Raw genomic sequence first — 26,578 nt, forward strand, 5'->3', positions numbered from 1 at the left:
GACCTCTCACACCGCGCCCGTCTCTCGCTTTAGGCTTCAAACAAGTTCAACACCACGGAGACCCTCCACCATGATCCAACGCAGAACCCTGCTCCAGTCCGGTGCGGCCATGGCCCTGGGCGCACCCGCGCTCACCGGCTTCGCGCAGCAAAGCGTCACCCTGAAGTTCCACACCTTCATGGCGCCGCAATCGAACGTGTACATCAACATGCACAAGGCGTGGATGGACAAGGTCGAGAAGGACTCGGGCGGCCGCATCAAGTTCGAGGGTTACCCTGCGATGCAGCTTGGCGGCACGCCGGTGCAGCTGTACGACCAGGCCCGCGACGGCGTGGTGGACATCGTCTGGACCCTGCCGGGCAACACCCCGGGCCGCTTCCCGCGCATCGAGGTGTTCGAGCTGCCGTTCATGATGAACAACGCCGAAGCCACCTCCAAGGCCTACTGGGAGTACGTGCAGACCCTGGCCGTGGACGAGTTCAAGGAAACCCAGGTGCTCGCGCTGCAGGTGCACGGCCCCGGCATGTTCCACATGCGCAACAAGCTCGTGAAGACCGCCGACGACCTGCGCGGCTCCAAGGTGCGCGGCCCCACGCGCCAGATCACCAAGATGCTCGGCTACCTCGGCGCCACGCCCGTGGGCATGCCGCTGCCGCAGATCCCCGACTCGCTCTCCAAGGGCGTGATCGACGGCTGCGTGATCCCCTGGGAGGTGGTGCCTTCGGTGAAGGTGCACGAGCTCACCAAGTTCCACAGCGAGTTCGACCCCGCCGGCGGCGCCCTGTACACCACGACCTTCGTGATGGCCATGAACAAGGCCAAGTACAACAGCCTGCCGCCCGACCTCAAGGCCGTGATCGACAAGAACTCGGGCATCGAGACCTCGGGCTGGCTGGGCAAGACCCAGCAGGCCGGTGATGCGGCCGGCCGCAAGTCGGCGGTCGACCAGGGCAACACCATCCACAAGATCTCCGCCGCCGACGCGCAGGAATTCAAGCGCAAGGCCCGCCTGGTCGAGGTGGAGTGGATGCAGGAGATGGACAAGCGCGGCCACGACGGCAAGAAGCTGTTCGAAGGCGCCAAAGCGCTGATCGAAAAACACGGCAAGAAGGCGTAAAGCCCATTGACCGAGCGAAGGCCGGGGGCTCCCCGGCCTTTTTTGCGTCCGAGTCCCACTAAACTGCCGCGATGCTGCGTCCGCCCGCCAAGTTCTGCCGCAACTGCGGCACCGCCGTGCTGATGCGCCTGCCCGACGACGGCGATACGCGCGAACGCGCGGTCTGCCCCGCCTGCGGCACGGTGCACTACGACAACCCGCTCAACGTGGTGGGCACCGTGCCCGTGTGGGGCGAAGACGGTGCCCAGGTGCTGCTGTGCAAGCGCAACATCGAGCCGCGCTGGGGCAAATGGACGCTGCCCGCGGGCTTCATGGAGCTGGGCGAAACCACCGCCGAAGGGGCGCGCCGCGAAACCGACGAAGAAGCCGGCGCGCAGATCGAACTCGGCGAGCTGTTCACGCTCATGAACGTGCCGCGCGTGGGCCAGGTGCACCTGTTCTACCGCGCACGCCTGCTCAGCGACCGGTTCAACCCGGGCCACGAAACCATTGAGGCGCGCCTGTTCCACGAAGACGAGATCCCCTGGGACGAGATCGCCTTCCGCACGGTGCGCGAAACGCTGCAGCACCACTTCGCCGACCGCCGCGCGGGGCGCTTTGGCTTTCACGTGATCGACATCCTCTGAGGCCGGCCGCCATGCGCAGCAACACGTCGCTGGTGCTGCGCCTGGGAACGGCCCAGACGCTGGCCTGGGCCTCCAGCTACTACCTGCCCGCCATCCTCGCGCGGCCCATGGCCGAGGCCACCGGCGTGCCGCTCGCCTCGGTGTGGCTGGCCTTCTCCCTGGCGCTGCTGCTGTCCGCGGCCATCGGCCCGTCGGCGGGTCGCCGCATCGACCGGCTCGGCGGCCGGCCGGTGCTCATGGCCACCAGCGGCCTGTTCGCCCTCGGTCTGGGCCTGCTGGCGCTCGCGCAGGGCCCGGTGTCGCTGTTCCTGGCCTGGACGGTGGTCGGGCTGGCCATGGGCGCCGGCCTGTACGAGGCCGCCTTCGCCACGCTGGTGCGCCTGCAGGGCCGCGACGCCCGCGGCGCCATCACGGGCATCACGCTGCTGGCGGGCCTGGCCAGCACCGTGGGCTGGCCGCTGTCGGCGTGGATGGAGGCGCAGTTCGGCTGGCGCGGTGCCTGTCTGGGCTGGGCCGCCCTGCACCTGCTGCTCGGTCTGCCGCTCAATGCCAGCCTGCCGCGCACCGAGGCGCTGCCGCCGCCCGAAGCGCTGGCGCCGCACAGCGCGGCCGCGCCGCCGGAGCCGCCGCGCCACGTGGCCTGGGTGCTGGCCTACGTGTTCGCGGCCACCTGGTTCGTGAGCAGCGCGCTCGCCGCCCACCTGCCCGATCTGCTGATGGCCAGCGGCCTGTCGCTGGCCGGCGCGCTCGCCGTCGGGGCGCTGGTGGGGCCGGCGCAGGTGGCGGGCCGCCTGCTGGAGTTCGGCGGCCTGCGCCGCTTCCACCCCTTGTGGTCGGCGCGGCTGGCCGCGGCGCTGCACCCTGTGGGCGTGCTGGTGTGGATGGCGCTGGGCGCAGCGGCCGCCCCGGTCTTCGCCCTGTTGCACGGCATGGGCAACGGCATGCTCACCATCGCCAAGGGCACCCTGCCCCTGGCGTTCTACGGCCCGGTGGGCTACGGTCGGCGCCAGGGCTGGATCGTGGCGCCCTCGCGGATCGCCCAGGCATTCTCGCCGCTGGCCTTCGGGGCGCTGGTGGAGCGCTGGGGCGCTGGCGCCTTGTGGGTGTCGGGTGCGATCGTGGCCAGTGCGCTCGCCTGCCTGTGGTGCCTGCGCACGGGCACCGGCAACACCCCTTCGACAGGAGCCTGACGGTGGTGCAGTACTGGCTGATGAAATCCGAGCCCGACGAATGTTCGATCGATGACGCGCTGGCCGCGCCCGGCGCCACCGTGCCCTGGACCGGTGTGCGCAACTACCAGGCCCGCAACTTCATGCGCGACACCATGCGCATCGGCGACGGCGTGCTGTTCTACCACTCCAGCTGCCCCGAGCCCGGCATTGCGGGGTTGGCCCGCGTGGCATCGGCACCCTACGCCGACCCCACCCAGTTCGACCCCGACTCGCCCTACTTCGACCCGGCATCCCGGCGCGACGCGCCGCGCTGGCAGCTGGTGGATGTGCAGGCCCTGCGCAAGACGCGCCTGCTCGGCCTGCCGGCCTTGCGCGCCGATCCCGCGCTCGACGGCATGCTGCTGCTGCAGCGCGGCAGCCGGCTGTCCATCACGCCGGTGAGCGAAGCGCACTGGCGGCATATCACCCAACGGCTGATGGCCGATTGATGGAACCTTGACGTTGCGCCCGTTCACACATTCGCGCGAAGTACGCAGCATGTCTTCAAGCGAGGTGCGCATCGATGGATCGATTCGAACTGGGCGGATGGCTCCAAAGCCTTCACGACGACGCGGCCCTGGCGGGCGCCGGGGTTCTGGCCCCTGACAGCGCCGCCCACCTGATCCTCGTCGATGACCTGTGGGTGCTGGTGTCCCTCGACGAAGAAGATCAACGCCTGCGGATCGACGTGGTGCTCGCCGATCCCCCCGAGAGCCTGACCGACGCCACGCTGCACCGCGAGCTGCTGCGCTGGCACTTTGAACGCCCCCACGACCTGCAGCACCTGCAGTTCGCGCTCGCGGCCGACGGCACCGTGGTGTGCCACAGCGACTGGCCGCTCGAACCCGACACGCCCTTCGACACCCTGACCGAACAACTGCACGACCTCGTCGATGCGGTTGAAGACGCCTGGTGCCAGGTGTGCGCCCAAGGGCTGCTGGCCCTGGCAGCACGCCCGGCACGCAGCGACAGCGGCAGCGCATCGATCGCGAACAACGAGTTGAGCTGAATCCACCAAGGAGGTCATTGATGTGTACGCCGAAAAGCCTGAGCAGAAACGCGAGCTATGCCCTGATTCCCCTGGACTCATCCTGCTCTGAGTCATCCGACTTGCTGCCGTCGCCACCGCAACACGGGGCTGGCCGCCGAAACGAACATGCCCCACCGCCGCGCAAGGTGTGTGAGGCGGCGCAAGCGGTGCAGCGGCGCGACGAGGCCGCCCACGGCGCGCCCTCGTTCCGCTTCGAAAGCGGAACGCTGTTCGTGCGCGCCGGTTCGGATCCCGAAGGCGACACCCACGATGGCGTCACGCCCGAGCGCTCGATGGCCCTGAGCCAGGCCGCGCCAACCACCGGCCTGCTGGCCTCATCCAGCGCGAGCGCGGCCTACGGCGGTCTCGCGGCAGCGTTGGCGTGCAAGGGCGTCGCTTTTGCTTTCGATGCGTCGAAGATCCTCATGTGCTTCACCACCATCGGCAGCATGTACGACATGTATGCCACGGGCATGGGCGTGGTCGACGCCCACAAACAGCACGTGCACTGCATGAAGATGCGCGTCGACTGCATCAAGATACTGACGGATGCGCAACAGCGGCTGGCCAAAAACGAAGACCCCGAAGCCCAACGCCTGCTCATCAGCGCGGCCCGCGAGGTGCTGGGCTTGCTGCACGGCCTGTCGGCGAGCTTCGAGAAGCTTTATGTGCACAAGGATGTGGCCGCGGTCTGGGCGACGCGGCGCGAACTCCAAAGGATGCTGGTAGACACCGACACCGCCATCGCCGAGCTGATGCTGACAAGCGACTCTCTCGAAGCCGACAACGGTCTCGTGCGGCAGGCACTGGGTGACGCCCTGCAAACCGCGTCCATATTGCGAGACACGCTCGAGGCGATGCCCAAGGCACGTTTGCACGGCAAAGGCCCCTGGCAGCGCTGGCGTGTGGGGCACAGCGAGTGGGTGCGGCTCGTACCCCTGGTCAAGCGACTCAGGGTGAGGCAGGAAGCGCAAGAAGAAAAAGACAGCGCTGCCAGAGAATGCGACCCGCAGCACAAGAGCAACCCGACCTTTGCCCAAGTGCTCACGCTGCTCAAGGGGCTGCAAACCCGCACCGACAAGCTCGGGGGCAACGACCCCCTGGGCGGCATCGGCCAGCACGAGGCCAAGTTCTGGCGCGACGTTCACCTGGCTGGCGCACAACCGCTGCTGCTGCTCACCGCGCACGCGAGCCTGCTGGCCCAGGCGCCCGGCGCCCTGACCGGCGTGGCCGGCTTGTTGCTGCCCATGGCCGTGTTGCAGGGCATGCTCGACCTCAAGGACGTCAAACGCAGCCACCACGACCTGGCGCTCGACAAGGCCTCACGCCTGGATAGCCTGGAGCGGATCGCGGTCGAACTCGCCGGCGCGGACCTGGCAGCGCCACACGAAGCGCACCTGACCCGAACGGTGATGCACGCCGCCCTGAACCGGCACCTCACCGACGAGAAGACGCGCAAGATCAAGCAGTGGCTCGCGCGCTTCCGCGGCTTCAGTGCAACGGCTGGGCTGTCGGCCAGCACGCCCGCGAACCTGAGCGCCATGTTTGCCGTCGGGGTGATGGGCGTCACGGGCGTTTCCATCGGCACGGGCGGCGTGGTGCTGGGGGTGGTGGGCGCTGTGGGGTCGACCGCGGTGCTTCCCCTGCTCGGGGGCATCAGCTACCTGAAAAAGCGCGACTGGAGCCTGGACAAGCAAGCCCGCCGCGAACACAAGGACGCCCTGCGGTTCCTGCAGGCGCTGAAGGAAAAGGGAACGCCGCTCCACGCGTTCATGAACGCCAGCGACGAGGATCGCGACGAGATGTGCTCAGCCTTGGGCCTGCGCAAGGCCCGACGCCTGGCCCACAACCCCTACGTCGTCAGCACCTACGTGGCCGAGGGGCTGCGCCAGGGTGCCCACCACCACCCATGCCCCGGCTACCCCTCGCCCGCCCGCATGGTGCGCTGGGCCTCGGTGCTGGGCATCCCGCTGTCCTTGATCGACAGCCTCGCCCCCCATTGCCCCCCCGCGGATCACGTGAAGCTGACACACCAGTTCGCCGCCCGCGCTTTGGGCCGCCATTGGTACACCGACGCACCCAGCACGCCTGTCGCCTCGAAAGCCTCGGACGCCTCGGAAGTGGAAGAAGCCTGGACAACGTCGACAACGTCGGAAGCCACAGAAACGGCCGACGACATCAGCCTGGCGACCGACTCTGACCGGGAAGACCAGGCGCCCTCCGAGCCGCCCGCGGTCCAGTGGCTCGGGCGCCTGGAAACCGCCATGAAGGCGCTGGGCGAAACCCGGCGCGACCGCGTGGGCCGGGCGCTGGCGCGCAAGGGCGTGCCGGTGCGCAACCCCCTGGGCACACCCAAGCGCGTGCTGGAAGCGCTGGATGCCGACCCCTTGCTGGCGGGTGCCCTGCTCAAGCAACTGGGCCTGAGTCCCGTCGAACCGCAGAGCCAACAGGTTTTGCAGACCACCAAGGATCTCGTCGGTGGCCTGACCGACACCATGCATGGCCTCAAGCAGGCCTCGCGCATGCAGCGGCGCCTGGGGGAAATGGCCCAGGTGATCGAGCGGCTGCAAGCCGCCGATCCCGGGCCCACCATGGCTGCGGCCGCCTGACCCCCTCAATGAAAGTCCCGGCTCCTGCCCGTGGCCAGTTGCCCGAGCAGGGGCGTGAGGTCTTCCAGGTAACCCGCGATCAGGTTGCCCACCGGGCCTTCGCGCTGCCAGTGCCCATGCACCGCGAGCAGGCGCGCGTGCAGCAGCACCTGGCGAAAGCGCTCCCGAATGCGCCGCCACACGATGACCTGCACCACACCGGTCTCGTCCTCCAGGCTCACGAAGACCACGCCACTGGCGGTCTCGGGCTGCTGGCGCAGCGTGACGATGCCCGCGCAGCGCACAAGCCGGCGGTCGGGTGCGGCCTGCAGATCGGCCGCGCTGAGCAGTCGGCGGCGTTCGAGAACCGGACGCAACAAGGCCAGCGGGTGACGCCGCAGCGTGAGGCCCAGGCTCATGTAGTCCCAGGCAACGGCCTCGCCCTCGGGCGCCTCGGGCAGCGCCAGCGGCGCTTCGTGCACCGGCGCCTCGGCCAGCAAGGCGGGCACCGCTTGCAGCGCCACCGCGTCCCACACCTGCTGGCGCCGGTGCCCGCTGAGCGAGGTCAGCGCATCGGCCGCGGCCAACTGCGCCAGCTCCCGCCGCCCCAGCCGCGCGCGCCGCGCCAGATCGGCCACGTCGTCGAAAGCCCGCGCGCTGCGCGCGGCCACGATGCGCTGCCCGGCCGCCGCCGACAAACCGTCCACGAGACCCAACCCCAGGCGCACGGCCTGCAGGGGGCCGGCCGCCTGGGTCGGGGGGGCCAGCGCCGCGTCCCAGTCGCTGTGCGACACGTCCACCGGCAACACCTCCACGCCGTGGCGGCGCGCGTCCTGCATCAACTGGTTCGGCGTGTAGAAGCCCAAGGGCTGGCTGTTGAGCAAAGCCACCAGGAACACATCGGGGTGGTGGCGCTTGATCCAGCAGCTCACGTAGACCAGCTTGGCAAAGCTGGCGGCATGGCTCTCGGGAAAACCGTAGCTCGAAAAGCCCTTCACCTGCTCGACCACGCCACGCGCGAACGCCGGGTCGTAGCCGCGATCGGCCATGCCCTGCAGCAGCCGCTGCTCGTAGCGGCCCAGGTTGCCCTTGCGCTTCCAGGCCGCCATTGCGCGGCGCAGGCCATCGGCCTCGTCGGGCGTGAAGCCCGCGGCGATCATGGCGATCTGCATGCACTGCTCCTGGAACACGGGCACGCCCAGTGTGCGTTCCAGCGCGTCGTGCAGGGCCGGTGGGTAGACCACGGGCTCCTTGCCCTGGCGCCGGTTCAGGTAGGGGTGCACCGCTCCGCCCTGGATCGGGCCGGGCCGCACCAGCGCCACCTCGATCACCAGGTCGTAGAAGCGGCGCGGCCGCAGGCGCGGCAGCATGCTCATCTGCGCGCGGCTTTCGATCTGGAACACGCCGACGGTGTCGGCCTCGCAGACCATGTCGTAGGTGGCCGCGTCTTCCCGGGGCACGTCGGGCATGCCGAAGGGCCGGCCCAGGCGCTGGCCGATCAGCTCGAGCGCCCTGCGGATGGCGGTGAGCATGCCGAGCGCGAGCACATCGACCTTGAGCAGGCCCAGCGCGTCGAGGTCGTCCTTGTCCCACTCGATCACGGTGCGGTCGGGCATGGCCGCGTTCTGCACCGGCACCAGGCGCGTGAGCGGCCCGCGCGTGAGCACGAAGCCCCCGGTGTGCTGCGACAGGTGGCGCGGAAAGCCCATGAGTTCGGTCGCGAGCTCGACCAGCTGGCGCACCTGCAGTGACGCGGGGTCGAGACCGACCTCGATCAGCCGCTCGGGCGCGATGCCCTCGCCCTCCCACCAGCGCACGCCCTTGTTGAGCGCCTGGATCACCGACAGGTCCACACCCAGGGCCTTGGCCACGTCACGCAACGCGCTGCGCGGGCGGTAGCTGATGACGGTGGCCGTGAGCGCGGCGCGGTCGCGACCGTATTTGCGGTAGAGGTACTGGATCACCTCCTCGCGCCGCTGGTGCTCGAAGTCCACGTCGATATCGGGCGGCTCGCGGCGCTCGCGCGAGATGAAGCGCTCGAACAGCATGGACATCTCGCCCGGGTTCACCTCGGTGATGCCCAGGCAGAAGCACACCACGCTGTTGGCCGCCGAGCCGCGTCCCTGACAGAGGATGTTCTCGCGGCGCGCGAAGGCCACCACGTCGTGCACCGTGAGGAAGTAGTGCTCGTAGCGCAGCTCGGTGATGAGCGCGAGCTCGTGCTCGATCTGCCGTTCCCAGCGCGGCGGCACGCCCTCGGGCCAGCGCCAGGCCATGCCTTCGCGCACCAGCTGGCGCAACCAGCTCGCGGGCGTGTGGCCCGGCGGCACCACCTCGTCGGGATACTGGTACCTGAGCTCGTCGAGCGAGAAGCGGCAACGCGCCGCCACCTGCAGGGTCTCGGCCAGCAGCTCGGGCGGAAAGCGCTGCGACAGCAGCAGGCGCGAACGCAGCCGCTGCTCGGCGCTTTCGGCGAGCTCGAAACCGCAGTCGCGCAAGGGCCGGCCCACGCGCGTGGCGGTGAGCACGTCGTGCAGCGGCTTGCGCGAGCGCCGGTGCAGGCGCACGTCGCCCACGGCCACCAGCGGCACGGCGCACAAACGGCCGCTTTCGCGCAGGCGGTGCAGGTGCAGCTCGTCGTCGAGCGCGCGGCGCTGCACCACACCCAGCCAGCAGCGGCCGATGAAGTGCTGCAGCAGCCAGCGCGCGATCGCGTCGCAGGCGCTTTGCGGCGCATGCCGTGCGGGCATGGCGATGGCCAGGCATTCGGGCAGCGCGGCGCCGTCGATGTCGTGCGGCGCCAGCCGGTACGTGCCCTTGGGCGAGCGCCGGCGCAGGCGCGTGATGAATTCGCACAGGTGGCCATAAGCTTCGCGCGAGCTGGCCAGCAGCACCAGCCCGAAGCGGCCGTGCGCCGGATCGTCGACCTCGAACCGGCTGCCGATCAGCAGGTGAAGGCCACGCTCCTTCGCGGCCACGTGCGCGCGCACCACGCCGGCCAGGGTGCAGTCGTCGGTGATGGCGAGCGCGCTGTAGCCGAGTTCGTGCGCGCGCGCCACCAACTCCTCGGGGTGGCTTGCACCCTGCAGGAACGAGAAGTTGGAGAGGCAGCACAGCTCGGCGTACGCCGGCAGGGTGGCGGTGTCCATCGGTGGCCTCAGGCGAAAAAGCCGTGCAGGTACCAGGCCGGTGCAGCGCCGTCGGTGGCACGGGTCTGGAACACCCACAACAGGCCCGCGCGCGCGGAAAACGCCAGCCAGTAGTCGCGCACCACCAGGTGCATGCGGCCCTGCGCCTCTTCGCGGTCCCACCAGCCGCCTTCCACCCGCTGCGGTCCGAGCAACAGGCGCAGCTCGTCGAAGTACACCGGGCGGTTGCCACGCACCACGAGCTTGAGCGGCTCGGGCAGCAGAAAACCCGGCTGCGGGGTGTCGGTGAGCGGCACCGCCTGGCGCGGCAGCGGCCGATCGGCCGGCTGCCAGCGGCACATGGCTTCGGGCCGGTGGTCGGCCACGGGCACGGGGCGCAGCACGCGCTGCTCGCCCAGCCGCGCGGCGATGCGCTCGAGCACCCGCGGCAAGGCCTCGCCGCCCTGCGCCGCGCCGGGCGTGGGCGGCAGCAGGTCGGTGCTGGTCTCGACCAGGGGGCGCACCTCGTCGGCCCGCAGCCACAACTCGCCCACAGGCGCCTGCAGCTGCACGTGCGCCAGGTGCTCGGCCAGCAGGCGCGCCAGGTGCTCGACGTCGCGCGTGGGCTGCGCGGTGCGCACGCACAGGGCGTCTTCGGGACCGACCTCGCGCGAACGCATCGCGTCGTGCGCCCAGCGCAGCGTGAAGGCCAGCACCCCGCTGCGCCGCGCGAACAGCCAGCCCGCGAGCTGCATCAGCAGGCGGCGCGCCCCGAACACCAGGGCGCCGGCCTCGTCCACGCGCGACGGCAGCTCCAGGCGGGCTTCGAACACCTCGGGCGCGACCAGCCAGCCATGTGCCTCGGGGGCCTCGCCATACAACTGGTCGAGCGCATGCAAGAGGGCCTGATCGAAGCGGCGCCCGAGCGCGGCGCGCGGGCGGCGGCGCAGCTCGCCCAGGGTGCGGCAGCCGGTCTGCGCCAGGGCTTGGGCGTGCGGGCGCGCCGCGCTCAGCACGGACAACGGCAAGGCATCGAGCGCTGGCGCCAGTGTGCGGCCGTCGAGCTCGCCCCGGCCGGCACGCGCCAGGGCCAGCGCGGCCAGGCCGTTGGGCCCCCAGGCCATGGCCTCGGCCCCGAGCTGCGCGGCCTCGCTCTGCACGCGTGCGCGCAAGGCCGCGCGGCCACCGAACAGGCGCACGCTCGCCGACAACTCGACCAGCACGGCCTCGTCGACCAGCGCCACCCGCGGCGTGTACCCCAGGGCCCAGAGCCCGAGCGCGCGCTGGGTGGCCTCAGTGCAGGACGGGCTCGGACACAGGGCGCACCACCACACGTGCGGGCTCCGTCGAAGGCCTTGGCAGCGGCCACAGCCGCGGCGGCAACACGGCCGCCAACCCGGGCGGCACCACCTGCAAGCGCAACGGCCGCGCCAGCGGCGGCCCTTTGCGCTTGAGCAACTCGAGTTCGATGCCCCAATCGGGCTGCGCCCGGGTCTTCAGGCGCAAGGGGGCGGGCGAGGCCTGGTGCGCGGCCTGGGCCGGCCGGCAGATGAACACGGGCGCGTCGTGCTCGGCCGCGAGCACCTGCAGGCGGCGCAGTTGTGGTCCGCGCGCCTGCGGCAACCAGGCCAGCACCGCGCCGCCGGTGCGGGCCTTGATCAGCTGCTCGGTGCTCCACAGGCACTCGGCCGGCGCGCGGGCCTGCAGCCAGACCAGTTGCCGCGCCGGCAGGCCCCAGGCCACCAGCCCGGGCAGGTGCGGCGGGTGCGGCGGCCCGACCAGCAGCAGCTCCCGGCCTTCGCGGGCCAGGCTGGCCAGCACGGGCGCCAGCAGGCGCCACTCGGTGCCGCCATCGGGCTCGCCCAGGATTTCGGTGAGGGCGTGTGCGGGCCAGCCGCCCCCGGGCAGCACGGCGTCGAGCGGCGCGAAACCGCTGGACCAGGTGCGCCGCACGGCCGCGTCGAGCCGATCGGCCGACCAGACGCCGGCGGGCCAGGCAGGGGCCTCGGACGCAGAAGGCTTCAAAACGGCCAGGGACATGGTGTCCTCCGGCGCGGTGGCTGGATCATGGAATCCTCACGATACTGTATTTATTTACAGTATAGAGAGTTCACGCGACCGGAAAGCAAAAAAGCCCTCGAACCTTTCGATTCGAGGGCTTTCGCAATAAATGGTCGGCGTGGCGGGATTCGAACTCGCGACCCCTTGCACCCCATGCAAGTGCGCTACCAGGCTGCGCTACACGCCGACAAGCCTCGCATTATAGCCTGCGAAAACGGCCGTTTTCAGGGAGTCGGGCGCAGAAGTTCGCGAATTTCGAGCAACTCGCGCCGCACCTCGCTCACGAGCGAAGTCGGGACCACCGGCGCGGCCACCGTGGCCGACACCACCACCGTGTCGTCCTCGTGAATGACGGCGTCGAGATCGATCACATCGATGGCCTCCTCGTCGTCGCGGCGGCGCTTCTCGTCGCGTTCGGTCTGGGCCAGTTCCTGCAGCTTGTTGCGCGCCCCGCTGATGGTGAAGCCCTGTTCGTACAGCAGCTCGCGGATGCGACGGATCATCAACACCTCGTGGTGCTGGTAATAGCGCCGGTTGCCCCGGCGCTTCATGGGGCGCAGCTGGGTGAACTCCTGCTCCCAGTAGCGCAGCACGTGCGGCTTGACGCCACAGAGCTCGCCCACCTCACCGATGGTGAAGTAGCGTTTAGCGGGAATCGGGGGGAGAGAATTCTCCATGTAAATCAAGGCGGTAGAAACCGAACCTTGAATTTACTCTAAGTGCCGGCCAACCGGAGGGGGGTATGCCGGTTTTCGTGAGATATGTTGCAGCCAGACTCCAGGCGGCCGAGCAGCGGCGATCAATCGCCGATGACCGCCGCCTGCACCTGCTCCTTGAGCTTGGGGCTGGCGTGGAAGGTGACCACGCGGCGTGCCTCGATGGCCACGGGCTCGCCGGTGCGCGGGTTGCGGCCGGGACGGGCCGCCTTGGTGCGGATCTGGAAATTGCCGAAGCCGGAGATCTTCACGTCGGTCCCGTTGACCAGGCTCTCGGTGATGAGGTCGAAGAAAGCGTCGATCATGTCCTTGGACTCACGCTTGTTCAGACCGATCTGGTCGAACAGCAGCTCGGCCAGTTGCGCCTTGGTGAGGGCCGGGGTTTCGAGGCTTTCGACAGCCAGTTCCATTCTTCGATCTCCTTGCTTGCGACGGGCCGGGTTCAGGTGCGCAGGCGCGCGCCGGTGCGCTGTTGCAGCGCCGCCAGTGCCGCGGCCACCGTGGCCTCGATCTGTTCTTCGGTCAGTGTAGCGTCGTCGCGGTTGAGCACGAGGCGCACCGCGAGGCTCTTCTCGTCGGCGGCCAGGTTGCCCGCGGGCGCGCCTTTCTTGGGCCGGTAGACATCGAACAGCACCGCGTCGCGCAGCCACTCGCCGCCCGCGGCGCGGATGGCCGACAGCACCGCGTCGTGCGTCACCGACTCGTTCACCACCAGGGCCAGGTCGCGCTCGACCGGCTGGTGGCGGCTCACGCCCTGGAACACGGGCACAGGACGGGCCAGCACCGCATCGAGTTCAAGTTCGAACAGCACGGGGGCGCTGGGCAGGTCGTAGGCCTGGCGCCAGCGCGGATGCAGTTCGCCCACGTGGCCGATGCAGCGGCCGTCGAGCCAGACGGCGGCGCAACGGCCTGGGTGCATCGCGGGGTGCTCGGCGGCGCGGAACTCGGCGCGGCGCGGCGCGAGCAGCGCCTCGACATCGCCTTTGGCGTCGAAGAAGTCGGCCACGCGCTCGGCCTCGCCCCACTGCAAGGCATTGACCGGACCGCCGGCCAGGCCAGCCACGCGCATGGGCTGGTCGAAGCCGGCCACGCTGGTGTCGCTGTCGGCGACCGACGCGTCCTTGCGGAACACGCGGCCGATCTCGAACAGGCGCACGCGCTCCGCGCGGCGGTCGAGGTTGAACTTGAGTGCCGCGATCAGGCTGCCCACGAGCGAGGAGCGCATCACGCTCATCTGGCTCGCGATCGGGTTGAGCAGCTTGATCGGGTCGGCGTTGCCCGCGAGCTCATGCTCCCAGCGCGCCTCGACGAAGCTGAAGTTGATGGTTTCCTGGTAGCCCAGCTGCGCGAGCTGGCGGCGCAGCGCGAACGGGCCGCGGCGCGCTTCGGGGCGGATCTTGGCGGTGATGGGCGCCAGCGGCGGCGTGGTCGGCAGCTGCTCGTAGCCGATCAGGCGCACCACCTCTTCGATCAGGTCTTCCTCGATCTGCAGGTCGAAGCGGTAGGCCGGCGGCGTGACGGTCACCGTGCCCTCGCCTTCCTGCACCGGCAGGCCCAGGCGGCGCAGGGTATCGGCGCACTGCGCCTGGCTCACGGGCATGCCGATGACCTTGCTCGCGCGCGCCACGCGCAGCGTCACGGGCCTGGGCTGCGGCACATTGACCACGTGGTCGTCGATCGGGCCGGCCTGGCCACCGCAGATCTCGAGCACGAGGCGCGTGATGTGTTCGATGTGCTCGACCGTGGTCGAGGGATCGACGCCGCGCTCGAAGCGGTGGCCCGCGTCGGTGCTGAAGTTGAAGCGGCGCGAGCGGCCCGCGATGGCCTTGGGCCACCAGAACGCGGCCTCGATGTAGATGTTCTTCGTGTCGTCGGACACCGCGGTGGCGTCGCCGCCCATGATGCCCGCGAGCGACTCCACCGCCTGCTCGTCGGCGATCACGCCGACCTCGGCGTCGACCGTGATGGTGTTGCCGTTGAGCAGCTTGAGCGATTCGCCCGCGCGGCCCCAGCGCACCTGCAGACCGCCGTGGATCTTGTCGAGGTCGAAGATGTGCGAGGGGCGGCCGAACTCGAACATCACGTAGTTGGAGATGTCCACCAGCGGCGAGACGCTGCGCTGGCCGCAGCGCGCCAGGCGTTCGACCATCCAGGCCGGCGTCTGCACCTGCGTGTTCACGCCACGCACCACACGGCCGCTGAACCGGCCGCACAGATCGGCGGCTTCCACGCGCACGGGCAGGCGCTCGGCCAGCGCCACGGGCGCAGCCGGGAAGCTCGGCGCCTGCAGCGGTGCACCCGTGATGGCCGAGAGCTCGCGCGCAATGCCGTACACGCTCAGGCAGTGCGCCAGGTTGGGCGTGAGCTTGAGCGTGAACAGCATGTCGTCGAGCGCGAGCTGTTCGCGGATGTCGCGCCCCACCACGGCGTCGGCCGGCAGTTCGAGCAGGCCGCCATGGTCTTCCGAGAGCTTGAGCTCGCGCGCCGAGCACAGCATGCCCTGGCTTTCCACGCCGCGCAGCTTGCCGAGCTTGATCGCAAAGGGTTTGCCGTCGTCACCGGGCGGCAGTTCGGCGCCCACGAGCGCGCACGGCACCTTGATGCCCACGCGCGCATTGGGCGCGCCGCACACGATGTTGAGCAGGGCGCCCTGCCCCACGTCCACCTGGCACACGCGCAGGCGATCGGCGTTCGGGTGCTGCTCGGCGGCCTTGATCTCGCCCACCACGACCTTGGAGAACGGCGGGGCCACGGGGCGAAGCTCCTCGACCTCGAGCCCGGCCATGGTGAGGGTGTCGGCGAGTTGCTGGCTGGTCAGCGGCGGATTGCAGAAGGCGCGCAGCCAGGATTCGGGGAATTGCATGGTGGTCGCTTGTCGGCTGGTCGGCTTATCGGAACTGGCTGAGGAAACGCACGTCGCCGTCGAAGAACAGGCGCAGGTCGTTCACGCCATAGCGCAGCATGGTCAGGCGGTCGGGCCCCATACCGAAGGCAAAGCCGATGTAGCGCTCGGGGTCGAGGCCCATGTTGCGCACCACGTTCGGGTGCACCTGGCCCGAGCCTGCCACCTCGAGCCAGCGCCCGGCCAGCGGGCCGCTCTGGAACTGGATGTCGATCTCGGCGCTGGGCTCGGTGAACGGGAAGAAGCTCGGCCGGAAGCGCAGCACCAGGTCTTCGCTCTCGAAGAAGGTGCGGCAGAAATCGGTGAAGACGACCTTGAGGTCCTTGAAGCTCACGTTCTCGCCGATCCACAGGCCTTCGCACTGGTGGAACATGGGCGAGTGCGTGGCATCGCTGTCGACGCGGTAGGTGCGGCCCGGCGCGATCACGCGGATCTCGGGCATGCCCTGCCCCGCGTCGAGCGCCGCGCGGTGGCGCTTGACGTGCTGCACCGCGTGGCGGATCTGCATCGGGCTGGTGTGCGTGCGCAGCAGGTTGGGCGCCTTGGCCGAACCGCCTTCGACGTAGAAGGTGTCGTGCATGGAACGCGCCGGGTGGTCCTCGGGCGTGTTCAGCGCGGTGAAGTTGAACCAGTCGGACTCGATCTCGGGGCCGTCGGCGACCTCGAAGCCCATGGAACCGAAGATGGCCTCGATGCGTTCGAGCGTGAGGCTCACCGGGTGCAGCCCACCCGCGCCGCGCTGGCGGCCCGGCAGGCTCACGTCCAGCGCCTCGGCCTTGAGCTGGGCCTGCAGTTCGGCGTCGGCCAGGGCCTGGCGGCGCTCGGTGAGTGCGGCCTCGACGGCCTGCTTGGCGACGTTGATCGCGGCACCGCGCGTCTTCTTTTCGTCGACCGACAGCGCCCCCATGCCCTTCATGAGCTCGGTGATGCGGCCGGCCTTGCCGAGGTAACGGGCCTTGGCGTTCTCCAGCTCGGCCGGCGTGGCGGCCTGCGCGAATTCGGCGCGCGCGCTGTGAACCAGGGAGTCCAACTCGTTCATGCGATGGGTGTCCGATGCAATGAAAAAAGGGCTGAAGCCGGCGGGTGACCCCTCAAGCCTCAACCCTTTCGAACGGCCGCGGGCGGACAGGCCGCCCGGCCGGGGATCAAGCGTTGGCCAGCTTGGCTTTGACCTGCTCCACGATGCTGCCGAAAGCCGCGGGATCGTTGACGGCCAGGTCGGCGAGGACCTTGCGGTCGATCTCGATCTGGGCCTTCTTCAGACCGTTGGCGAACTGGCTGTACGTCAGGCCGTTGGCGCGTGCACCGGCGTTGATACGGGCGATCCACAGTTGGCGGAACACACGTTTCTTGGTGCGGCGGTCGCGGTAGGCGTACTGGCCGGCCTTCATCACCGCCTGTTTGGCGATGCGGAAGACGTTACCGCGGCGGCCGCGGAAACCTTTGGCGAGGGCCAGAACTTTCTTGTGTCGGGCGCGAGCCGTGACACCACGTTTGACGCGAGGCATGTTGCTTCTCCTTGTTCGTCGTGATTACAAGCCAGCCTTACAGCCCGGCGAAAGGCAGCATCTGCGCCATGTGACCCATGTTGGTCTCATGCACATTCACCGCACCCCGCAGGTGGCGCTTGTTCTTGGTGGTCTTCTTGGTCAGGATGTGACGCTTGAAGGCTTGACCGCGCTTGACGGTGCCACCGGGACGAACGCGAAAACGCTTCTTCGCGCTGCTCTTGGTCTTCATCTTGGGCATTGGAATGCTCCTTTTGAATTGTGCTCGTGAGGCGCCCGCGGCAACGAACCGCGGTCTTGATGGGCCCCGAGCCACTTTTGTCGCCGCCCCTTGCGGGGCTGCGTTCGGCGCTCACCTTGCGGCGGGCGCCTCGATCGGCCGAGGGACCAACCTCGACCGATCAATCGGATGCTTCGCCGGCTCAGGCCGCCGAAGGCGTGGCCGCGGGCGTTGCCGCCTCGGCCGCTTTGTTCTGTCCGCCCGCCTTCTTGCGGCTCGGCGCGATCATCATGATCATCTGCCGGCCTTCGAGCTTGGGGAACTGCTCCACCACGATCGTGTCGCCGAGGTCGTTGCGGATGCGGTCCAGCAGTGCCAGACCCAGTTCCTGGTGCGTGATCTCGCGGCCGCGGAAGCGCAGCGTGATCTTGCACTTGTCGCCCTCATCGAGAAAGCGCCGGATGTTGCGCATCTTGATGTTGTAGTCGCCGTCGTCGGTGCCAGGGCGGAACTTGATTTCCTTGATCTCGATGACCGTCTGCTTGGCTTTCGCTTCGGCCGCCTTTTTCTGTTCCTGGTACTTGAACTTGCCGTAGTCCATCAGGCGGCACACCGGCGGGTTGGCCGTGGCCGCGATCTCCACGAGATCGACGTCGAGCTCGCCGGCCATGCGAAGGGCCTCTTGCAAGCTCACGATGCCCAGCGGCTCGTTTTCGGGGCCGTTGAGGCGGACCTCGGGGGCCATGATTTCCCGGTTCAGGCGGTGCGCACGTTCTTCACGCTGGCGGCGGTCGCGAAAGTTGGTAGCGATGGTTGCTTCCTTGGAAAGGGGCGGTTGATGGAATCAAAAGCGGCCTTGCGGCCGCGGGGTGTACGCGTCGAGCGCGGCGACAGCGGGTCGGTGCCCGGGCGCGAGCGGCTTTGCGCTCAGGCCTTGGAGGACACCGTGTTGGCCACCAGTTCGGAGAAAGCCTCCAGGGGCATGACCCCGAGGTCTTTGTTGCCCCGGGCCCGCACCGCCACCGCACCAGCAGCCTTCTCCTTGTCGCCCACAACGGCAATGAAAGGCAGCTTTTGCAACGCGTGCTCCCGGATTTTATACGTAATTTTCTCGTTGCGCAGGTCGGTCGTGACCCTAAGCCCTTGATTCTGCAGAGCTTTCGCGACGTCACGACAGTAATCCGCCTGCGAATCCGTGATGTTGAGCACCGCCACCTGCACCGGCGCCAGCCAGGCGGGCAGCGCCCCGGCGTGCTGCTCGATCAGGATGCCGATGAAACGCTCGAGGCTGCCCACGATGGCGCGGTGCAGCATGATGGGCCGGTGGCGCGAACCGTCTTCGCCCACGAACTCGGCGTCGAGGCGCTCGGGCAGGTTGGGGTCCACCTGGATCGTGCCGCACTGCCACTGCCGTCCCAGCGCGTCCTTCAGCGTGTACTCGATCTTGGGCCCGTAGAAGGCGCCCTCGCCCGGCAGGTACTCGAACTCGCAGCCCGACGCGCGCAGGCCCTCGGCCAGCGCGGCTTCGGCGCGGTCCCAGCTCTCCTCGGTGCCGATGCGCTTCTCAGGACGCGTCGAGAGCTTGTAAAGGATCTCGGTGAAGCCGAAGTCCTTGTAGACCTTCTGCAGCAGCGCGGTGAAGGCCGTCACCTCGGACTGGATCATGTCCTCGGTGCAAAAGATGTGGCCGTCGTCCTGGGTGAAACCGCGCACACGCATGATGCCGTGCAGGCCGCCCGTGGGCTCATTGCGGTGGCAGGCACCGAACTCGCCGTAGCGCAGTGGCAGATCGCGGTAGCTCTTGATGCCCTGCTTGTAGATGAGGATGTGGCCCGGGCAGTTCATCGGCTTGAGCGCGTACTCGCGCTTCTCCGATTCCGTGGTGAACATGTTCTCTCGGTACTTGTCCCAGTGGCCGGTCTTTTCCCACAGCGACTTGTCGAGGATCTGCGGGCCCTTGACCTCCTGGTAGCCGTTGTCTCGGTACACGCGGCGCATGTACTGCTCCACTTCCTGCCAGATCGCCCAGCCCTTGGGGTGCCAGAACACCGTGCCCGGCGAGTGCTCGTCGAGGTGGAACAGGTCGAGTTCGCGGCCGAGCTTGCGGTGGTCGCGCTTCTCGGCCTCTTCGAGCATGGTCAGGTACTGCTGCAGGTCTTCCTTGCTGGCCCAGGCCGTGCCGTAGATGCGTTGCAGCATCTCGTTGCGGTGGTCGCCGCGCCAGTAGGCACCGGCCACCTTCATGAGCTTGAAGTGCTTGAGCTTCCCCGTGCTGGGCACGTGGGGGCCGCGGCACAGATCTTCGAAGCCGCCCTCGCGGTACAGGCTCACGTCTTCGTTGGCCGGAATGCTGGCGATGATCTCGGCCTTGTAGTGCTCGCCCATGGCCTTGAAGTGCGCCACGGCCTCGTCGCGCGGCAGCACGCGGCGCTCGACCTTCTCGTCCTTGGCGGCGAGTTCGGCCATGCGCTTTTCGATCGCGGCCAGGTCCTCGGGCGTGAAGGGGCGCTTGTACGAGAAGTCGTAGTAGAAGCCGTTGTCGATCACCGGGCCGATGGTCACCTGGGCGTCGGGGTAGAGCTCTTTGACGGCATAGGCCAGCAGGTGGGCCGTGGAGTGGCGGATCATCTCCAGGCCATCGGCATCCTTGGCGGTCACGATGGCCAGCGAGGCATCGCGGTCGATGGTGAAGCTGGTGTCGACCAGCTTGCCGTCCACCTTGCCGCCGAGCGCGGCCTTGGCCAGGCCGGCGCCGATCGACGCGGCCACGTCGGCCACGGTGACCGGGGCGGGAAAGCTGCGTTGCGAACCGTCGGGAAGCGTGATCTGGGGCATGGTGCGGGTCCGGAAAAACAAAAAGCGCGGCAGGGGCCGCGCTTTCGTGGGGGAGAAGGGAGGGGATCGGGCAGGCGCGAACTGCTGGCCTCAAAGGGCCACGGAGAAGATCTCCTGAGTTCGCGGTGTCATAACCGACATGCCTTTCTCGTTCTTGCTGATTGCGAAAGACGGGAATTGTCCCACAAACTCCGCGCATGACGCTGCGCACCGCCTCGCTGGCCTTGGTCCTCGCCACGCTCCTGAGCGCCTGCGCACAGGCGCCCGCCCCCACCGGCCCGCTGGGCATCGCCTTCGTGACCGTGCCCGCCGGCACGTTCGACATGGGCAGCGACGAGCCCGTGGACACGCTCGCCGCCGCCTACCCCGGCCTGGAGCGCTCGCGCTTCGAGGGACTGACCGACGAAGCCCCCGTGCACCGCGTGCGCATCACGCGCGCCTTCGAGATGAGCCGGCACGAGGTGACGGTGGGCCAGTTCCGCGCCTTCCTGCAGCGATCGGGCCACGTGCCCGAGTCGATCGCCGATGGCACCGGTGGCTACGGCTACAACCCCGGCTACGACCCGGCCACCACCGCCCGGCGCGACGCCTTCGAAGGCCGCCAGCCGCGCTACTCGTGGCAGAACCCCGGCTTCCCCCAAGGCGATGACCACCCGGTGGTCAACGTGACCTGGAACGACGCCATGGCCCTGGCGCGCTGGCTCTCGGCCCAGGACGGCCGCACCTACCGCCTGCCCACCGAGGCCGAATGGGAGTACGCCTGCCGCGCCGGCGGCAACGGGCGCTACCAGCACGGCAACGAACCCGAAGGGCTGCTGCGTGCGGGCAACACCTTCGATCAGGACGCCGCCGCGAACTGGCCGGCCTGGCGCGAACGCGCCCTGCCCGGCCGCGACGGCCACGCCTTCACCGCGCCCGTGGGCTCGTTCGCGCCCAACGCCTTCGGCCTGCACGACATGCATGGCAACGTGTGGGAATGGGTGTCCGACTGGTATGGCGAAGACTATTACGCGCGCTCGCCCACCAACGACCCCACCGGCCCGGCCGACGGCAATGTGAAAGTGCGCCGCGGCGGTTCGTGGCACACCTGGCCGCTCTACACGCGCTGTGCGTTCCGCAACTGGAACACGGTGCAGACGCGCTACCCGCTCGTGGGCATCCGGCTGGTGCGCGAACGGCCAGCGCCCCGCTGATCGCGGGATTGAGGGCCTCGGCCCTTACTGCGCGCCGACCTTGACCTCGGGCGCAGCCGCCGGCGGATCCAGCGGCTCGAGCAGGCTCTTGGGCGGGTTCTTCTTGAGCTCGCCCGCGAACACCACCTGCTCGGGGCTCATGCACTCGTCGGCCACGCGCCGGCCGAGCTTCTGGCTCATGAGCATGGACTTGTTGCCCAGCTGCAGCCAGAGTGCGCCGCGCTTGGGATCTTCGAGCCGGATCGCGCCGGTGCGGCTTTCCACCGGGTGCATGTAGAAGCGCCCGCCGCTGCCGCCGCTCACCTGCACCACGAAAAAGCCGGCCCGCTTGGCCGGCGTCACCTGCACCGAGGCGCCGAGCTCGCAGGGCATCTTGCCCACGTACACGCGCTGCGCGATGGCCAGATCCGCCTCGCTGAGCGTGACCGAACTGTCCTCTTCGATCGGCGTCATTTCTTCGACCGCCTTGGCGGCCGAGCGCGCGAGCGGCGCTTTGGCGGGTTTGGACGCAGCGGGCTTCGCGTCCGGGGCTGTGGTTTGCGCCACGGCCGCCAAAGGGGTGAAGGCCAGGGCGCTCAGGGTAAGGGCAAAGGGCAGCAGTTTCATGGGGCGCGAGTCTGCCCGTTTGCAGGCCGAACGGGTGTTCGCAGTTGTTTCGCCCGCCCAAAAAAATGCCGCCCCGAAGGGCGGCTTTGTCTCCTCAACCTTGACGGTCGGATCCGGCTCAGTGGAACTGCTCTTCCTCGGTCGAGCCGGTCAGCGCTTTCACGCTCGACGAGCCACCCTGGATCACGGTGGTCACGTCGTCGAAGTAACCCGCGCCCACTTCCTGCTGGTGCGACACGAAGGTGTAGCCCTGCTCGCGCGCCTTGAATTCGGGCTCCTGCACCATCTCGGTGTAGTGCTTCATGCCTTCGCCGCGGGCATAGGCGTGGGCGAACTGGAAGGTGTTGAACCAGTTGATGTGGATGCCGGCCAGCGTGATGAACTGGTACTTGTAGCCCAGCGCCGACAGCTCGTCCTGGAACTTGGCGATCGTCTTGTCGTCGAGGTTCTTCTTCCAGTTGAACGAGGGCGAGCAGTTGTAGCTGAGCAGCTTGCCCGGGCTCTTGGCGTGCACGGCCTGCGCGAATTCGCGCGCGAAGCCCAGGTCGGGCGTGCCGGTTTCGCACCACACCAGGTCGGCGTAGGGCGCGTAGGCCACACCGCGGCTGATGGCCTGCTCGAGGCCATTCTTCACGCGGTAGAAGCCTTCCTGCGTGCGCTCGCCGGTCAGGAACGGCTTGTCGTTGGCGTCGTGGTCGCTGGTGATGAGGTTGGCGGCCTCGGCGTCGGTGCGGGCCAGCACGATGGTGGACACGCCCATCACGTCGGCGGCAAAACGCGCGGCGATCAGCTTCTCGATGGCTTCTTGCGTGGGCACGAGCACCTTGCCGCCCATGTGGCCGCACTTCTTCACGGCCGCCAGCTGGTCTTCGAAGTGCACGCCCGCGGCACCGGCGGCGATCATGTTCTTCATGAGCTCGAAGGCGTTGAGCACGCCGCCGAAGCCAGCTTCCGCGTCGGCCACGATCGGCAGGAAGTAGTCGATGAACTCGGCGCTGCCCGGCTCGATGCCGCGGCTCCACTGGATCTCGTCGGCGCGCTTGAAGGTGTTGTTGATGCGGCGGACCATGGTCGGCACCGAGTCGTACGCGTAGAGCGACTGGTCGGGGTACATGGTTTCGCTGGTGTTGCCATCGGCGGCGACCTGCCAGCCCGAGAGGTACACGGCTTCCAGGCCGGCCTTGGCCTGCTGCATGGCCTGGCCCGCGGTGATGGCACCGAAGGCGTTCACGTAGCCCTTCTTGGCGCCGCCGTTGATCTTTTCCCACAGCTTCTCGGCACCGCGCTTGGCCAGGGTGTGCTCGATGTTCATGCTGCCGCGCAGGCGCACCACATCGGCGGCGCTGTAGCCGCGCTTGATGCCTTTCCAACGGGGGTTCGTCGCCCAGTCTTTCTCCAGGGCTTCGATCTGCTGAGCGCGGCTGAGCTGCTCGGTGAGGGATTGGGGCATGGAAACTCTCCTTGGGTTGGTGAAAACGGAGGCCTCGCTGCGGGATGCAAGGGCGGTGCCTGTGCCACCACTGTATGTCTTATAGAAGACCCGCAAGAGCTCTTGTGTCTTATATAAGACAAATATTTTTTCATTGAAAATCAAAGGCAAACAAGCTCGATTTTTCAATGCGGAATCCAGTTTCCCATATCAAGAAATTTTTGCGCGGCGCAGCATGACGACGGTTCACGATATGAAAAGCCGATTCCTCATCGCGAAAGCCCATGCCCGGCCTGAGGCATCATGCGCACCTCCTCCGTGCAAGCCGCTCCCTCTGTGACCTCCCTTCAACGCGCCACGGCCTACGCCAGCCTGGGCCTGAGCATGGCGCTCGTGGGCAGCTACGTCGCGCTGTCCAAGCCCCTGGTGGCCGTGTTCCCCGTGTTCCTGCTCGCCTGGTTGCGCTTTGGCATCGGCGCCGTGGCCATGGCGCACTGGCTGCGCAAACCCGCCGACGAACCACCGATCGCGCCGCGCACGCGCGTGCTGCTGTTCCTCGAGTCCTTCCTGGGCAACTTCCTGTTTTCCGTTTGCATGCTGTTCGGCGTGAGCATGACCACCGCGGTCGCCGCGGGCGTGGTGATGTCGTCCATCCCGGCGGTGGTTGCAATCCTGAGCTGGGTCTTCCTGCGCGAGCGCATCGGGCGGCGTACCGCCGCGGGCATCGCCTGCGCGGCGCTGGGCATCGGCTTGTTCTCGCTCGACAAGGGTGGCGCGGGCGCGGCGGTGGACGGCGGCCGCGCCCTGTGGGGCAACCTGCTGGTGTTCGCGGCCGTGGTGTGCGAGGCCTCTTACGTGGTGATCGGCAAACGCCTCACCGAGGGCCTGGGGCCCAAGCGCATCTCGGCGCTGATCAACCTCTGGGGCCTGGCGCTGGTCACGCCCATGGGGCTCTGGGCCGCGCTCGCGTTCGACTTCAGCGCCGTGGCGGCGCCCGTGTGGCTGCTGCTGGTGTTCTACGGCCTGGCAGCCAGCGTGTGGACCGTGTGGCTCTGGATGACCGGCCTCAAGACCGTGCCCGCCTCGCAGGCCGGCGTGTTCACCGTGATGCTGCCGATCAGCGCCGCGCTCATCGGCGTGCTGTTCATGGGCGAGCGGCTCACGCCGCTGCAGTTGCTGGCTTTCGGCATCGCGCTGCTCGGGCTGCTGCTGGCCACCCTGCCCTCGCGCGCGCCGCGCTGAGGCTCAGGCCGCCCCGGGCGCGCACCACAGGCCGCTCGGCTGGGTGATGCCCATCCACAGCGCCCAGCCCGAGGCCAGCATCAGCACCAGCCCGGCGAGGCGTATGCCCATGCCGCCGCTGCGCCAGTCGCCCAGGCGCAGCAACAGCCAGGGCCCGGCCAGCAGCGACACCGAGGTGCCGAGCGCGAACAGCGCCATCACGCCCGCACCTTCGAGGGCATTGGCGCTCAACGCCGCCACCAGCAGCGCCGAATACAGCAGGCCGCACGGCATCAGCGCCCAGCCGAACCCGAGCACGTAGGGCGCGCGCGGCCCGAGCGCGGCCATGGCCGGGCGCGCCTTGCGCCATACGCCCTGCCCGAGCCGATCGACCCAGGCCGGCTGGCGCGCCTGCCACAGCAGCACGGCGCCCAGCAGCAGGGCCGCCACATGGAACATGGTCCACACCGGGCGCAGCACGGCGCTGTGCTCGCCCACCCAGGCCAGACCCTGCACCGAGCCGCCCGCGAGGGCGCCCATGAGCGCATAACCCGCGATCCGGCTGCCCTGGAAGGCCAGCAGGGCCTGCGTGCTGCGCGGCGCCGCGGCGCGTGAAATGCCGGCGCAGGCCGCGCCGCACATGGCCACGCAGTGGGGTCCGCCCACGAGGCCCATGAGCAGTGCGGTGATGGCCAACGAACCCGTCATGCTCAGAGGATGCGCGAGAACCGGGCCCGGTCCTGGTCCACCTGCAGGTGGCGGTCGAAGACCATCGCGATCGCGCGCACCAGGTACCAACCGCGCTCGGTCACGTGCACGCCGGCGTCGTCGATGCGCACCAGGCCCTGTTCGGCGAAGTCCTCGAGCTGCTCGAGCTCGCGCGCGAAATAGCGGCGGCTGTCCACCAGGTGGCCCTGGTCGATGGATTCGTACAACAGCACGCCCTGGCACATGATGGACATGATGACCGCGCGGCGCATGAGGTCGTCGCGCGAGAGCGCGAGGCCGCGCACGATGGGCAGCCGCCCCTGGTCGAGCAGGTCCACGTACTCATCGAGCGTCTTGGCGTTCTGGCTGTAGGTCGCGCCCACGCGGCCGATGGCCGACACGCCGAGCGCGATCAGGTCGCAGTCGGGCTGGGTGCTGTAGCCCTGGAAGTTGCGGTGCAGCCGGCCCTGGCGCTTGGCCACGGCCAGCGCGTCGTCGGGCAGCGCGAAGTGGTCCATGCCCACGTAAACGTAGCCCGCCTCGCCGAGCGCGTCGAGCGAGGCCGAAAGCATGGCGAGCTTGTCGGCCGCACCGGGCAGTTCGGCCGACACGATGCGCCGCTGCGGCTTGAAGCGCGCAGGCAGGTGCGCGTAGCCATACAGGGCCACGCGGTCGGGCCGCAGTTCGGCGAGTTGCGCCAGCGTGCGCCGGAACGACTCGGGCGTCTGCAGGGGCAGGCCGTAGATCAGGTCCACGTTCACCGATTCGAAACCGATGCGGCGCGCCGCGGCCATGAGCTCGAACACCTGCGAGGCGGGCTGGATGCGGTGCACGGCCTTCTGCACCGCGGGGTCGAAGTCCTGCACGCCGAAGCTCAGGCGGTTGAAACCCAGGCGCTGCAGCGTCTGCAGGCGCGTGGCGTTCACGGTGCGCGGATCAACCTCGATCGAGTACTCACCACCCGGCACCAGCCGGAAGTGGCGCTTGAGCATGGCCATCAGGTCTTCGAGCTCGGCGTCGGACAGGAAGGTGGGTGTGCCGCCGCCCAGGTGCAGCTGGGACACCGACTGCCCCGAGCCCAGGTGCTCGATCTGCAGCTCGAGCTCGCGCGAGAGGTGACGCAGGTACTCGGCGCCGCGCGAATGGTGTTTGGTGATGACCTTGTTGCAGGCGCAGTAGTAACAGACCGATTCGCAGAAGGGCACGTGCACGTAGACCGACAGCGGCAGCGCGAGCGAGCCCGCGCGGCGCTGCTCCAGGGCCTGGCGGTAGTCCTGCTCGGTGAAGGCTTCGACGAAACGGTCGGCCGTGGGGTACGAGGTGTAGCGAGGCCCCGGCACGTCGTAGCGCTTGAGCAGGTCGTCGGAAATGGCGTGGCTCACGGAAGACTTTGGTGATGTAGACGGGCCCACTGTGCCCCAGGGCCTGTGGGGAAGGTTTGATCCGCGTCAATCGCACGCGCCGAAACGGTGTCTCTAG

Annotated in this window: 24 protein-coding genes and 1 tRNA gene; 8 read left to right on the forward strand and 17 right to left on the reverse strand. The window is 68.7% G+C overall.

All coding sequences use genetic code 11. The annotated features are described in order from the left end of the window. Positions 1-70 precede the first annotated feature (70 nt). The 6 genes from WDZ95_RS10925 (at position 71) to WDZ95_RS10950 (ending at position 6,593) form a co-directional block, all read left to right on the forward strand. Positions 71-1,117 (forward strand): TRAP transporter substrate-binding protein, encoded by a 1,047-nt coding sequence (locus WDZ95_RS10925; RefSeq protein WP_166225831.1) that lies wholly within the window; start codon positions 71-73, stop codon positions 1,115-1,117. A 71-nt stretch (positions 1,118-1,188) separates the two neighbouring features. After that, a complete protein-coding gene (locus tag WDZ95_RS10930) occupies positions 1,189-1,743 on the forward strand; it encodes an NUDIX hydrolase (protein WP_166225828.1) in 555 nt (184 codons plus the stop codon). Positions 1,744-1,754: 11 nt separating this feature from the next. Beyond that, entirely contained in the window at positions 1,755-2,933 is a 1,179-nt protein-coding gene (locus tag WDZ95_RS10935) for an MFS transporter (protein WP_425778319.1), read from the forward strand. A 20-nt stretch (positions 2,934-2,953) separates the two neighbouring features. Beyond that, positions 2,954-3,403, forward strand: a complete 450-nt coding sequence (locus WDZ95_RS10940; protein WP_425778964.1) for an EVE domain-containing protein — start codon at positions 2,954-2,956, stop codon at positions 3,401-3,403. 74 nt (positions 3,404-3,477) lie between these two features. Continuing rightward, a complete protein-coding gene (locus WDZ95_RS10945) occupies positions 3,478-3,963 on the forward strand; it encodes a hypothetical protein (RefSeq protein ID WP_425778321.1) in 486 nt (161 codons plus the stop codon). Positions 3,964-3,983: 20 nt separating this feature from the next. Next, entirely contained in the window at positions 3,984-6,593 is a 2,610-nt protein-coding gene (locus WDZ95_RS10950; RefSeq protein ID WP_425778323.1) for a hypothetical protein, read from the forward strand. Positions 6,594-6,598: 5 nt separating this feature from the next. Here the strand turns inward: WDZ95_RS10950 and WDZ95_RS10955 are convergent, their stop codons facing one another. The 12 genes from WDZ95_RS10955 to thrS all read right to left on the reverse strand — a co-directional run bounded on the left by WDZ95_RS10955 (position 6,599) and on the right by thrS (position 19,942). Continuing rightward, on the reverse strand, positions 6,599-9,721 hold the full coding sequence (locus tag WDZ95_RS10955; RefSeq protein ID WP_425778325.1) for an error-prone DNA polymerase: 3,123 nt from the start codon (positions 9,719-9,721) through the stop codon (positions 6,599-6,601). Between the two features lie 8 nt (positions 9,722-9,729). Then, entirely contained in the window at positions 9,730-11,034 is a 1,305-nt protein-coding gene (locus WDZ95_RS10960) for a Y-family DNA polymerase (protein WP_425778327.1), read from the reverse strand. Further along, positions 10,994-11,740 (reverse strand): translesion DNA synthesis-associated protein ImuA, encoded by a 747-nt coding sequence (gene imuA / locus WDZ95_RS10965; RefSeq protein WP_425778329.1) that lies wholly within the window; start codon positions 11,738-11,740, stop codon positions 10,994-10,996. The genes WDZ95_RS10960 and imuA overlap by 41 nt, the downstream gene beginning before the upstream one ends. 131 nt (positions 11,741-11,871) lie before the next feature. Then, positions 11,872-11,948, reverse strand: a tRNA-Pro gene (locus WDZ95_RS10970). A 37-nt stretch (positions 11,949-11,985) separates the two neighbouring features. After that, entirely contained in the window at positions 11,986-12,438 is a 453-nt protein-coding gene (locus WDZ95_RS10975; protein ID WP_425778331.1) for a MerR family transcriptional regulator, read from the reverse strand. A 122-nt stretch (positions 12,439-12,560) separates the two neighbouring features. Continuing rightward, positions 12,561-12,887, reverse strand: a complete 327-nt coding sequence (locus tag WDZ95_RS10980) for an integration host factor subunit alpha (RefSeq protein ID WP_166225807.1) — start codon at positions 12,885-12,887, stop codon at positions 12,561-12,563. Between the two features lie 32 nt (positions 12,888-12,919). Beyond that, on the reverse strand, positions 12,920-15,340 hold the full coding sequence (gene pheT / locus WDZ95_RS10985) for a phenylalanine--tRNA ligase subunit beta (protein WP_425778333.1): 2,421 nt from the start codon (positions 15,338-15,340) through the stop codon (positions 12,920-12,922). A 25-nt stretch (positions 15,341-15,365) separates the two neighbouring features. Continuing rightward, entirely contained in the window at positions 15,366-16,418 is a 1,053-nt protein-coding gene (gene pheS / locus WDZ95_RS10990; RefSeq protein WP_166225801.1) for a phenylalanine--tRNA ligase subunit alpha, read from the reverse strand. Positions 16,419-16,524: 106 nt separating this feature from the next. Then, positions 16,525-16,887: a 50S ribosomal protein L20 gene (gene rplT, locus WDZ95_RS10995; RefSeq protein ID WP_166225798.1), complete on the reverse strand. Its 363-nt coding sequence runs from the start codon at positions 16,885-16,887 to the stop codon at positions 16,525-16,527. A gap of 37 nt (positions 16,888-16,924) precedes the next feature. Next, positions 16,925-17,128, reverse strand: a complete 204-nt coding sequence (rpmI, locus tag WDZ95_RS11000) for a 50S ribosomal protein L35 (protein WP_009517525.1) — start codon at positions 17,126-17,128, stop codon at positions 16,925-16,927. 181 nt (positions 17,129-17,309) lie between these two features. Next, a complete protein-coding gene (gene infC, locus WDZ95_RS11005) occupies positions 17,310-17,918 on the reverse strand; it encodes a translation initiation factor IF-3 (RefSeq protein WP_425778966.1) in 609 nt (202 codons plus the stop codon). 116 nt (positions 17,919-18,034) lie between these two features. Then, positions 18,035-19,942, reverse strand: a complete 1,908-nt coding sequence (gene thrS, locus WDZ95_RS11010; protein WP_425778337.1) for a threonine--tRNA ligase — start codon at positions 19,940-19,942, stop codon at positions 18,035-18,037. Positions 19,943-20,139: 197 nt separating this feature from the next. Here thrS and WDZ95_RS11015 point away from each other — a divergent pair, with 197 nt between their 5' ends. Then, entirely contained in the window at positions 20,140-21,135 is a 996-nt protein-coding gene (locus tag WDZ95_RS11015; protein ID WP_425778339.1) for a formylglycine-generating enzyme family protein, read from the forward strand. A gap of 24 nt (positions 21,136-21,159) precedes the next feature. Here WDZ95_RS11015 and WDZ95_RS11020 read toward each other — a convergent pair whose 3' ends face one another. The 3 genes from WDZ95_RS11020 to WDZ95_RS11030 all read right to left on the reverse strand — a co-directional run bounded on the left by WDZ95_RS11020 (position 21,160) and on the right by WDZ95_RS11030 (position 23,456). Further along, the gene (locus tag WDZ95_RS11020; protein ID WP_425778341.1) at positions 21,160-21,741 is read right to left on the reverse strand and encodes a hypothetical protein; all 582 of its coding nucleotides are present in this window, start codon (positions 21,739-21,741) and stop codon (positions 21,160-21,162) included. A 118-nt stretch (positions 21,742-21,859) separates the two neighbouring features. Further along, positions 21,860-23,191, reverse strand: coding sequence for an isocitrate lyase (aceA, locus tag WDZ95_RS11025; RefSeq protein WP_425778343.1), 1,332 nt, complete (start codon positions 23,189-23,191; stop codon positions 21,860-21,862). A gap of 130 nt (positions 23,192-23,321) precedes the next feature. Continuing rightward, positions 23,322-23,456 carry a hypothetical protein gene (locus tag WDZ95_RS11030; RefSeq protein WP_425778345.1) on the reverse strand — a complete coding sequence of 45 codons (135 nt, stop codon included), beginning with the start codon at positions 23,454-23,456 and terminating at the stop codon, positions 23,322-23,324. Between the two features lie 17 nt (positions 23,457-23,473). On the opposite strand from WDZ95_RS11030, the gene WDZ95_RS11035 reads away from it, so the two are divergent. After that, positions 23,474-24,412: a DMT family transporter gene (locus tag WDZ95_RS11035; RefSeq protein ID WP_425778347.1), complete on the forward strand. Its 939-nt coding sequence runs from the start codon at positions 23,474-23,476 to the stop codon at positions 24,410-24,412. 3 nt (positions 24,413-24,415) lie between these two features. Here WDZ95_RS11035 and WDZ95_RS11040 read toward each other — a convergent pair whose 3' ends face one another. Beyond that, on the reverse strand, positions 24,416-25,099 hold the full coding sequence (locus WDZ95_RS11040; protein ID WP_425778349.1) for a sulfite exporter TauE/SafE family protein: 684 nt from the start codon (positions 25,097-25,099) through the stop codon (positions 24,416-24,418). 2 nt (positions 25,100-25,101) lie between these two features. Beyond that, positions 25,102-26,481 (reverse strand): oxygen-independent coproporphyrinogen III oxidase, encoded by a 1,380-nt coding sequence (gene hemN, locus WDZ95_RS11045; protein WP_166225778.1) that lies wholly within the window; start codon positions 26,479-26,481, stop codon positions 25,102-25,104. Between the last annotated feature and the right edge of the window lie 97 nt (positions 26,482-26,578).

Origin of the sequence: Hydrogenophaga sp. T2 (assembly GCF_049843535.1) — a bacterium.
Taxonomy (GTDB): domain Bacteria; phylum Pseudomonadota; class Gammaproteobacteria; order Burkholderiales; family Burkholderiaceae_C; genus Hydrogenophaga; species Hydrogenophaga crocea.